Annotated in this window: 11 protein-coding genes; 8 read left to right on the forward strand and 3 right to left on the reverse strand. The window is 72.3% G+C overall.

The window, feature by feature from the left end; all coding sequences use genetic code 11:
• Positions 1–14: 14 nt before the first annotated feature.
• The 7 genes from thiO (at position 15) to G5C65_RS22885 (ending at position 6816) form a co-directional block, all read left to right on the forward strand.
• The gene (gene thiO, locus G5C65_RS22855; RefSeq protein WP_338146595.1) at positions 15–1208 is read left to right on the forward strand and encodes a glycine oxidase ThiO; all 1194 of its coding nucleotides are present in this window, start codon (positions 15–17) and stop codon (positions 1206–1208) included.
• Positions 1205–1417 carry a sulfur carrier protein ThiS gene (gene thiS, locus G5C65_RS22860; protein WP_241265977.1) on the forward strand — a complete coding sequence of 71 codons (213 nt, stop codon included), beginning with the start codon at positions 1205–1207 and terminating at the stop codon, positions 1415–1417. Before thiO ends, thiS begins: the two co-directional genes overlap by 4 nt.
• Before the next feature lie 5 nt (positions 1418–1422).
• Positions 1423–2223, forward strand: coding sequence for a thiazole synthase (locus G5C65_RS22865; protein ID WP_165300788.1), 801 nt, complete (start codon positions 1423–1425; stop codon positions 2221–2223).
• Between the two features lie 120 nt (positions 2224–2343).
• Entirely contained in the window at positions 2344–4293 is a 1950-nt protein-coding gene (gene pknB / locus G5C65_RS22870; RefSeq protein ID WP_165300789.1) for a Stk1 family PASTA domain-containing Ser/Thr kinase, read from the forward strand.
• Between the two features lie 294 nt (positions 4294–4587).
• Positions 4588–5376 carry a transglycosylase SLT domain-containing protein gene (locus G5C65_RS22875; protein WP_165300790.1) on the forward strand — a complete coding sequence of 263 codons (789 nt, stop codon included), beginning with the start codon at positions 4588–4590 and terminating at the stop codon, positions 5374–5376.
• Between the two features lie 5 nt (positions 5377–5381).
• Positions 5382–6287 (forward strand): deoxyribonuclease IV, encoded by a 906-nt coding sequence (locus G5C65_RS22880; RefSeq protein WP_165300791.1) that lies wholly within the window; start codon positions 5382–5384, stop codon positions 6285–6287.
• A 13-nt stretch (positions 6288–6300) separates the two neighbouring features.
• On the forward strand, positions 6301–6816 hold the full coding sequence (locus tag G5C65_RS22885) for a DUF4396 domain-containing protein (protein ID WP_165300792.1): 516 nt from the start codon (positions 6301–6303) through the stop codon (positions 6814–6816).
• Between the two features lie 9 nt (positions 6817–6825).
• Here the strand turns inward: G5C65_RS22885 and G5C65_RS22890 are convergent, their stop codons facing one another.
• Positions 6826–7458: a sulfite oxidase-like oxidoreductase gene (locus G5C65_RS22890; RefSeq protein ID WP_165300793.1), complete on the reverse strand. Its 633-nt coding sequence runs from the start codon at positions 7456–7458 to the stop codon at positions 6826–6828.
• 181 nt (positions 7459–7639) lie between these two features.
• Here G5C65_RS22890 and bfr point away from each other — a divergent pair, with 181 nt between their 5' ends.
• Complete coding sequence (gene bfr / locus G5C65_RS22895; protein WP_165300794.1) at positions 7640–8119, forward strand: bacterioferritin; 480 nt, start codon at positions 7640–7642, stop codon at positions 8117–8119.
• 29 nt (positions 8120–8148) lie between these two features.
• Here bfr and G5C65_RS22900 read toward each other — a convergent pair whose 3' ends face one another.
• Together G5C65_RS22900 and G5C65_RS22905 are read right to left on the reverse strand one after the other, a co-directional pair.
• Entirely contained in the window at positions 8149–8442 is a 294-nt protein-coding gene (locus tag G5C65_RS22900; protein ID WP_165300797.1) for a (2Fe-2S)-binding protein, read from the reverse strand.
• A 129-nt stretch (positions 8443–8571) separates the two neighbouring features.
• A complete protein-coding gene (locus G5C65_RS22905; RefSeq protein WP_338146594.1) occupies positions 8572–9915 on the reverse strand; it encodes a class II 3-deoxy-7-phosphoheptulonate synthase in 1344 nt (447 codons plus the stop codon).
• Positions 9916–10215: the final 300 nt, after the last annotated feature.

Here is a 10215-nt window from a genome sequence, read left to right on the forward strand (position 1 = left end):
ACCCCTCCCCCGATGTGGCCGTGCTCGGCGGCGGCCTCATCGGCCTGGTCACCGCCTGGTGCGCGGCCCGGCGCGGCCTGCGCACCACGGTCGTCGACCCCGCGCCCGGCGGCGGAGCCGCCCAGGTGGCGGCCGGGATGCTCGCCGCCGTCACGGAGCTGCACTACGGCGAGGAGACGCTGCTCGCCCTCAACCTCGCCTCCGCAGAGCGCTATCCCTCCTTCATCGCCGAGCTGGAGGAGGCGAGCGGCCGGGACACCGGGTACCGCGCCTGCGGCACCCTCACCGTCGCCTTCGACTCCGACGACCGCGCGCAGCTGCGCGATCTGCACGCGCTGCACCTGCGCCTGGGGCTGGACTCGCAGTGGCTGACCGGCCGCGAGTGCCGCCGTCTGGAGCCGATGCTCGCACCCTCCGTACGCGGCGGGCTCCGCGCGGACGGCGACCACCAGGTCGACCCGCGCCGGCTGTCCGCCGCGCTGCTGCGCGCCTGCGAGCGCGCGGGGGTCGCCTTCCGGCGCGCCACCGCCGTACGGCTGCGGGCGGGCGGAGGGCGCGCGGCGGGCGTCGCACTGGACGACGGTACGGAGCTGGCCGCCGGCCAGACGGTGCTCGCGCTCGGCTCGTGGAGCGGGCAGCTCGCCGGGGTGCCTGCGGACGCGGTGCCGCCGGTGCGCCCCGTCAAGGGGCAGGTGCTGCGGCTGCGTATGCCGGAGCCGGGCCGGGGCCCGGCCGGGCCGTTCCTCTCCCGCACCGTCCGCGCGGTCGTACGGGGCCACCCGGTCTATCTCGTCCCGCGCGACAGCGGGGAGCTGGTGATCGGGGCGACCAGCGAGGAGCTGGGCTGGGACACCACCGTCACCGCGGGCGGCGTCTACGAACTGCTGCGCGACGCGCACGAGCTGGTCCCCGGCGTCACCGAACTCCCGCTCGCCGAGAGCACCGCGGGGCTCCGCCCGGCCTCCCCGGACAATGCCCCGCTGCTGGGCCCCACCTCCCTGCCGGGCCTCCACCTGGCCACCGGCCACTTCCGCAACGGCGTGCTGCTCGCACCGGTGACGGGGGACGCGCTGGGCGAGCTGCTGGCAACCGGCGAACTGCCCGAGCGGGCCCGGCCCTTCACCCCGGAGCGGCTCCGCGCCCCCGAAGACCGGCAGGAGCGGCAAGAACGGCAGGAGCGCCAGGAGCGGCAGGAGCAGCCCGTATGAGCGCGCAGATGACCCTCTCCGTCAACGGCGAGCAGCGCCAGGTCCCGGCCGGCCTCACGCTCGACCGGCTGGTGGCCACGCTCACGGCCGCGCCCACCGGAGTGGCGGCGGCCGTCAACGAGGACGTCGTCCCGCGCAGCCGCTGGGCCGACACCGGCCTCGGCGAGGGCGACCGGGTCGAGGTCCTGACCGCGGTCCAGGGAGGCTGATCCCCATGGCCGACGACCCGCTGACCATCGGCGGCACCGCCCTCACCTCCCGCCTGATCATGGGCACGGGCGGCGCCCCCAGCCTGGAGGTGCTGGAGCGGGCGCTGCTCGCCTCCGGCACCGAGCTGACGACGGTGGCCATGCGCCGCCTCGACCCGCAGGTGGGCGGCACGGTGCTGTCCGTGCTGGAGCGGCACGGCATCCGCGTCCTGCCGAACACCGCGGGCTGCTACACGGCGGGGGAGGCCGTGCTCACCGCGCGGCTCGCCCGCGAGGCCCTGGGCACGGACTGGGTGAAGCTGGAGGTCATCGCCGACGAGCACACGCTGCTGCCCGACCCGGTGGAGCTGCTGGACGCCGCTGAGACGCTCGTCGACGACGGCTTCACGGTGCTGCCGTACACCAGCGACGACCCGGTGCTGGCCCGCAAGCTGGAGGACGCGGGCTGCGCGGCGATCATGCCGCTGGGCTCCCCGATCGGCTCCGGGCTCGGCATCCGCAACCCGCACAACTTCCAGTTGATCACCGAGCGCGCGGGGGTGCCGGTGATCCTGGACGCCGGGGCCGGTACGGCCTCGGACGTGGCGCTGGCGATGGAGCTGGGCTGCGCCGCTGTGATGCTGGCATCGGCGGTGACGCGGGCCCGGGAACCGGTGCTGATGGCGGAGGCGATGCGGCACGCGGTGGACGCGGGCCGCTGCGCGTATCGGGCGGGCCGGATCCCGCGCCGCCACTTCGCGCGGGCCTCCTCGCCGGAGGAGGGGGTGGCGGTCCTGGACCCGGAGCGCCCGGCGTTCGAGTCCTAGACCGCGCAGCGGCGCGGGGAAGCCCGTGCCGGGTCCGATTCGTCACCGTTCCGCTCCAATCCCGGGCCCAAGATGCACCGTGCGCAGCTACGATTCCGGGCTGGCCGTAGACTCTCGGCGATGGACACCACCCTCAAGGACCCCATGGTCGGCCGTGTGCTGGACCGGCGGTACCGCGTGGACGCGCGGATCGCCGTCGGGGGCATGGCCACGGTCTACCGCGCGATGGACACGCGGCTGGACCGCGTGCTGGCCCTGAAGGTGATGCACCCCTCGCTCTCCACCGACGAGGCGTTCGTGGGCCGGTTCATCCGCGAGGCCAAGTCGGCGGCGCGGCTGTCGCACACCAATGTGGTGGGGGTCTACGACCAGGGCACCGACGGGACGTATGTCTATCTGGCGATGGAGTACGTCGCCGGCTGCACCCTGCGCGACGTGCTCCGCGACCGGGGCGCCCTGCAGCCGCGCGCGGCCCTGGACATCGTGGAGCCGGTGCTCGCGGCCCTCGGCGCCGCGCACCGCGCCGGGCTGGTGCACCGGGACGTGAAGCCGGAGAACGTGCTGATCGGGGACGACGGCCGGGTGAAGGTCGCCGACTTCGGGCTGGTGCGCGCCGTCGACAGCCAGTCGGGCGTGACCACGGACTCGATCCTGGGCACCGTCTCCTATCTCGCGCCCGAGCAGATCGAGCACGGCACGGCCGACACCCGCGCCGATCTGTACGCGTGCGGGGTGATGCTCCACGAGATGCTGACCGGCGCCAAGCCGCACTCCGGCGGCACCCCGGCCCAGGTGCTCTACCAGCATCTGCACGAGGACGTCCCTGCGCCGTCCGCGCTCGCGCCGGGCGTGGGGCAGCCGCTGGACGCCCTGGTGGCGCGCGCCGCGGCGCGCCACCCGGAGCAGCGCCCGGCCGACGCGGTCGCGCTGCTCTCGGAGACCCGTGCGGCGCGCGGTCTGCTGACGGAGGCGGAGCTGGACGCGGTTCCCCCGGCGGCGAAGGGCGCGACGGGCAGCCCGGTCGGCGGGCCGGAGGCCGGCGCGGCGGGCGCGGACGGCGGCGAGGCGCGCACGTCGGTCATCCCGCGCCCGGTCCTGTCCGGCGCGACGGAGCCGCTGAACGCCACCACCCGGCTGGCCCCGCCGCCGCGCGCCCCCGAGCCCGGAGGCGGAGGCGGAGGCGGCCGCGGGCGCCGCCGCCCGCGGCCCTGGATGCTGCTCTCCGGGGCCGCGCTGCTGCTGGTCCTGCTGGGGGTCGGCATCTGGTACATCAACTCCGGCCAGTTCACCAAGACGCCCGCGGTGCTCGACAAGCCGCAGGCCGAGGCGGCGAAGGTCGTCGAGGACGCGGGGCTGGACGTCCGGGTGACCCGCGACTACAGCCAGCGCGTCAAGCGCGGGCGCGTCATCGACACCAAGCCGGAGCCGGGCGAGCGCATCCGGCACACGGGCACGGTCACCCTGGTGGTCTCCCGCGGACCGGAGATCGTCAAGGTTCCGGACGTCAAGCGCCGGCCGCTCGCGAAGGCGCGGGAGGCGCTGAAGGGCGCGGGGCTGGAGCCCGGTGTCGTCAAGCGGCGGTTCAGCGAGGACGTGCCGAGCGGCTCCGTCATCACCACCGACCCGACGCCCGGCACCGAGCGGAGCCCCGGCTCGGCCGTGGCGCTGTCCGTCTCCAAGGGCGCGCCGGTCGAGGTGCCGGACGTGGTGGGCGACGACGAGGGCGCGGCCCGGGACGAGCTGCGGGACGCCGGCCTGAAAGTGAAGGTGCGGGGCAAGCGGGTCTTCTCCAAGGAGGACGAGGGCACCGTCGCGCGCCAGTCCCCCGCCGACGGAGCGGTGGCCGCTGAGGGCGACACCGTCACGCTCACCGTCTCCAAGGGCCCCGACATGGTCGAGGTGCCGGACGTGGAGGACAAGAGCGAGGACGAGGCGCGGCGGACGCTGGAGGGCGCGGGCTTCAAGGTGAAGGCGCGCAGGATCTTCTTCGGCGACACGGTCTTCAACCAGTCCCCCGGTGGCGGGGACGAGGCGCCGCGCGGCTCCGAGATCACCGTCTGGCTGCGCTGACCCGGTCACGCTCCGTCCACCAAACCCCCTTCCCGGGCTCCGTTCATGTGAGCCCGCACATAGGACGCACATCACGTACGAACGGGATTAGTCGGCTACTGCCGCCGGTGCGGCACCGCGAATACCCCGTTTTCCGCGGTCCACTATTGCGGATCGTACGTCACATTTTTGATTTGCCTTTTCGGAGCCTCTAACAATTACCGGGGTCGCAACGGCGCCGGGAACAGGATCCCGGTGTTCTCCGCCTGTCCCCGGCCTCTGCGACTTCCCTACCGAAAGGCTCCGCTCTTCCCCATGCCCAGTATCTCCGGCTATCTCCGCAACCCCAGGGCCAAGAGGATCACCGCCGCCGGTCTCGGCGCGGCGGGCGCCGCGGCCCTCGCCATGACCATCGTCCCCGGCTCCGCCGACGACGGAAACTCCTCCCAGGCCGCCGCGAAGATCTCCACCCAGCCCGTCGCCTACGCCGCGCAGGCTTCCGGTATCGACGCGAAGGAGACCTCGGTGGCCAGGAAGGCCCCCGCCGTGGCCCAGCAGGAGGCCCACGAGGCCCGGAAGGCCAAGGCCGCGGCGGAGGCCGCGCAGGCCAAGCAGGCCAAGCAGGCGAAGGCCGCCAAGGACGCCAAGGCCAAGGCAGCGCGGGACACCAGGGCCGAGCAGGAGGCCGCGCGCAAGGCGAAGGCCGAGGCCGCGCAGCGCGACAAGCAGGAGCGGAAGCAGCCCGCGAGCCGCTCCGCCAAGCGCCCCGCGAAGCCGAGCTACCCGAACAACCTGGACGGCTGGATACGCGAGGCTCTGTCGATCATGAAGAGCAAGGGCATCCCCGGCTCGTACGACGGCATCAAGCGCAACGTCATCCGCGAGTCCGGCGGCAACCCGAACGCCGTGAACTCCTGGGACGTCAACGCCCGGAACGGCGTCCCGTCCAAGGGCCTGCTCCAGGTCATCCAGCCGACCTTCGACGCCTACCACGTGGCGGGCACCTCGAAGAGCCTGACCGACCCGGTGGCGAACATCGTGGCGGCCTGCAACTACGCGGCCCACAGGTACGGTTCGATGGACAACGTCGATTCGGCATACTGAGCCGGGTGAACGCACAGCAACAGCAGGCGCAGCCCCTGCGCAATCCCATTGGCGGCCATGTCCCCGTAGCCGGGGGCCTGGCCGCCAAAGGCATTTCCTATACGGCCGAAATAGCGGCGGAGACGCTCCAGGTCTTCGTGGCGAATCCGCGCGGCTGGGCGACGCCCCCGGGAAATCAGCGGCAGGACGCGGAATTCCGGGCCGCCTGCGCAGAGCGCAGCCTGCCCGCCTACATCCATGCGCCGTATCTCATCAATTTCGGCTCCGGCAGCGAGGAGACCGCCGCCAAGTCCGTCTCCTCGCTGCGGCATTCGCTGCGCCGGGGACGGGAGATCGGCGCGCTCGGCGTCGTCGTGCACACCGGGTCGGCGACCGGCGGCCGGGCGCGGGAGACGGCGCTGGCCCAGGCGGGTGAGCTGATGCGCCCGCTGCTGGACGAGCTGACGCACGACGACGACCCCTGGCTGCTGCTGGAGCCGACGGCGGGGCAGGGCGCCTCGCTGTGCTCCCGGGTCGAGGAACTCGGTCCGTACTTCGACGTGCTGGGCCGGCATCCGCTGCTCGGCGTCTGCCTGGACACCTGCCATGCCTTCGCGGCCGGACACGACCTGGCGGCGCCCGGCGGGATGGGCCGGGTGCTGGACGAGCTGGAGGCGACGGTCGGCCCGGGGCGGCTGCGGCTGATCCACGCCAACGACTCCAAGGACGTCGCCGGGGCGCACAAGGACCGGCACGAGAACATCGGCGCGGGCCATATCGGGGCCGGGCCCTTCGGCGAGCTGCTGGCCCACCCCGCGACGGCGGGGGTGTCGCTGATGATCGAGACCCCGGGCGGCAAGGCGGGGCACGCGGCCGACATCGAGCGGCTGAAGAAGATCAGAGACGCCCTGGAATACCCCTGGGGGGTATGACGTTAGGCGGGGCATGACTCACGACGCACACGGACAGCACGACGGGTACGGCGGGCACGGCGGGCACGGCGGGCATGACGGGCACGCCCGGGGCCCCGTCTCCTGGGCGATGGCCGCCAGGGCCACCCTGCACTGCCTCACCGGCTGCGCCATCGGCGAGATCCTGGGCATGGTCGTCGGCACGGCGCTGGGCTGGCACAACGCCCCCACGATGGTGCTCGCCATCGCCCTGGCCTTCGTCTTCGGCTACAGCCTGACGATGGTCGCGGTGCTCCGCGCGGGCCTCGACCTCAGGGCCGCGCTCAAGGTCGCGCTCGCCGCCGACACCGTCTCCATCGTCGTCATGGAGCTCGTCGACAACGGCGTCGTCCTGGTGACGCCCGGCGCGCTGGACGCCCACCTGTCCGAGGCGCTGTTCTGGGTGACCCTGGCCGTGGCCTTCGTCGTCGCCTTCGCGCTCACCACTCCGGTGAACCGCTGGCTGATCGGCCGGGGCAAGGGGCACGCGGTGGCACACCAGTACCACTGAGGCAGGGCCCTACAGCTCGGGGCCGTCCCCCGGCTCCTCCTGGTAGGAGTAGCGCTGCTCCTGCCAGGGGTCGCCGATGTTGTGGTAGCCCCGCTCCTCCCAGAAGCCCCGCCGGTCCGCCGTCATGTACTCCACGCCGCGCACCCACTTGGGGCCCTTCCAGGCGTACAGCTGCGGGACGACGAGCCGCACCGGGAAGCCGTGCTCGGCGGTGAGCAGTTCGCCGGCCCGGTGGGTCGCGAAGACCACGCCCCCGGCGGAGAAATCGGCCAGCCGGAGGTTCGAGCTGAAGCCGTACTCCGCCCAGACCATCACATGGGTGACATCCGGCGCGGGCGGGGCCAGCTTGAGGATCGTACGGGCGTGGATCCCGCCCCACTCGGCGCCCAGCATGCTGAACTTCGCCACGCAGTGCAGATCGGCGACGACCGTCTCATACGGCAGCGCGGTGAACTCCTCGTGGGACCACGCGTGCTTCTCCCCGTCCGCCGTGGCGCCGAACACCCGGAAGTCCCAGCGCTCCGGCTTGAACTTGGGCACCGGACCGTAGTGCGTCACCGGCCAGCCGCGCTGGAGCCGCTGTCCGGGCGGAAGCTCCGCATGACCCCCTTCACACCCTTCGCGGCTTTGCGGTTGACCCATGTCTCCATGGTGACAGACCGCCGGGGGTGCTCCTGACCGCGCCCGCACCGGCTCCTCGCACCTGTAAATATGGGCAAATTCGGTAAGCCTGCACTTACTGGACGGTCTGCCGGAGCGGTGCGAAGATGCGCGATGCGCGCGCAACCATCGCCCATTTCTGCCCGTGGAAGGAGCCCGCACCATGCAGGGCGACCCCGAGGTCATCGAGTTTCTGAATGAGCAGCTGACCGCCGAGCTGACCGCGATCAACCAGTACTTCCTGCACGCCAAGATGCAGGAGAACTTCGGCTGGCCCAAGCTGGCCGAGTACACCCGGTCCGAGTCCTTCGACGAGATGAAGCACGCGGAGAAACTCACCGACCGGATCCTCTTCCTGGAGGGCCTGCCGAACTACCAGCGGCTGTTCCACGTACGTGTCGGGCAGACGGTCACCGAGATGTTCCAGGCCGACCGGCAGATCGAGGTCGAGGCCATCGACCGGCTCAAGCGCGGCATCGAGCTGATGCGGAGCAAGGGGGACATCACCTCGGCGCGGCTCTTCGAGAGCATCCTGGAGGACGAGGAGCACCACATCGACTATCTCGACACGCAGCTGGAGCTGGTCGAGAAGCTGGGAGAGGCGCTCTACATCGCCCAGCTGGTCGAGCAGCCGGACTCCTGACGGCCCGCGAGGGCCCGCCGGCTGGGGCGCTACGCCGCCGCGGCAGGGGCAGGGACAGGGACAGGGTCAGGGGGCGCGGCAGGGGCCGGAGAAGCGGTCTCCGGCAGGGGCGCGGCCTCCGCGAAGGGCGGCTCGCCCTGGTCCAGGGCGGCTCTGCGGGGGCAGCTGCCGCGGCCCAGCAGGCCCTGGATGCGGCGGACGCACGACCCGCAGTCCGTGCCCGCCTTGCTCTCGGAGGCTATCTGGCGCGGCGTGCACGCACCCGCCGCCGCGTGCTCACGCACCTGCTCCTCCGTGATGCCGAAGCACGAGCAGACGTACACGCGGGTCACCTCCGTCCGGACCGTATTGCTGAGGTTAACCTAACCTTACCCCCTCTTCGGCGTCCAGAACGCGCCGTGGGGCCCGCATCACACGGATGCGGGCCCCACGGCTGCCGGGAGCGGAGGAACTCACTGGTCGCGGTACATCTCCGCGACCAGGAAGGCGAGGTCCAGCGACTGGCTGCGGTTGAGGCGCGGGTCGCACGCCGTCTCGTAGCGCTGGTGCAGGTCGTCGACGAAGATCTCGTCGCCGCCGCCCACGCACTCCGTGACATCGTCGCCGGTCAGCTCCATATGGATGCCGCCGGGGTGGGTGCCCAGGCTCTTGTGGACCTCGAAGAAGCCCTTGACCTCGTCCAGCACGTCGTCGAAGCGCCGGGTCTTGTGCCCGCTGGCCGCCTCGAAGGTGTTGCCGTGCATCGGGTCGCAGATCCAGGCCACCGGCGCGCCGGACGCGGTGACCTTCTCCACCAGCTCGGGCAGCCGGTCGCGGATCTTGTCGGCGCCCATCCGGGTGATGAAGGTGAGCCGTCCGGGCTCGCGCCCCGGGTCGACCCGCTCGATGAGCTCCAGCGCCTCCTCGGAGGTCGTCGTCGGCCCGAGCTTGACCCCGACCGGGTTGCGCACCCGGGAGGCGAACTCCACATGCGCCCCGTCCAGCTGCCGGGTGCGCTCACCGATCCAGACCATGTGCCCCGACACGTCGTACAGCTCGCCGCTGCGCGAGTCGACGCGGGTGAGCGCCGACTCGTAGTCCAGCAGCAGCGCCTCGTGCGACGAGTAGAACTCGACGGTGCGCAGCTCCTCCGGGTCGGTGCCGCAGGCGCGCATGAACTTCAGCGCCTGGTCGATCTCGCGGGCCAGCGCCTCGTAGCGCTGCCCGGACGGGGAGTTCTTCACGAAGTCCTGGTTCCAGGCGTGCACCTGGCGCAGGTCGGCGTAGCCGCCGGTGGTGAAGGCGCGCACCAGGTTCAGCGTGGAGGCCGAGGCGTGGTACATCCGCTTGAGCCGCTCCGGGTCCGGTCTGCGGGCCTCGGCGGTGAACTCGAAGCCGTTCACCGAGTCGCCGCGGTAGGACGGCAGGGTCACGCCGTCCCGGGTCTCGGTCGGCTTGGAGCGCGGCTTGCTGTACTGCCCGGCGATCCGGCCGACCTTGACGACCGGCACGGCGCCCGCGTACGTCAGCACGGCGCCCATCTGCAGCAGCGTCTTCAGCTTGTTGCGAATGTGCTCGGCGCTGACCTGGTCGAACGCCTCCGCGCAGTCACCGCCCTGGAGCAGGAACGCCTCACCGCGCGCGACCGCGCCCAGCCGGGACCGCAGCTGGTCGCACTCACCCGCGAAGACGAGCGGCGGATAGGACTCCAGCTCCGCGATCACCCCGCGCAGCGCCTCGCGGTCCGGCCAGTCGGGCTGCTGTGCCGCGGGCAGATCCCGCCAGGTCTGGACACCGGCGTCGGTTTTTGCGTTCACATTCACGCGCCCAAGGTTACGGGGTCCCCGCGGCTCCCGGCCCCGTTGCCCGGAATTCGAGACCGGAAGGCCCGGAACCCGATGCGCTAGGGTGACCCGCATGCACGCGCCGACGACCAGGAACTGGTGGTGGCCCGCTCTCCCGGCGGCCCACCCGGACGCGCGTGCGCACGGAGCAAGCTAGCTCCGCGCAACAGCGACAGCGACGACGACAGGCCGCCCGAGGGGCGGCCTGAGTGCTTTCCCGGGCCGCTCCTCCCGTACCCGCTCCGGAGGGAACGCCCATGCCCCACCCGTACC

Source organism: Streptomyces boncukensis (genome assembly GCF_011045075.1).
Lineage (GTDB): Bacteria > Actinomycetota > Actinomycetes > Streptomycetales > Streptomycetaceae > Streptomyces > Streptomyces boncukensis.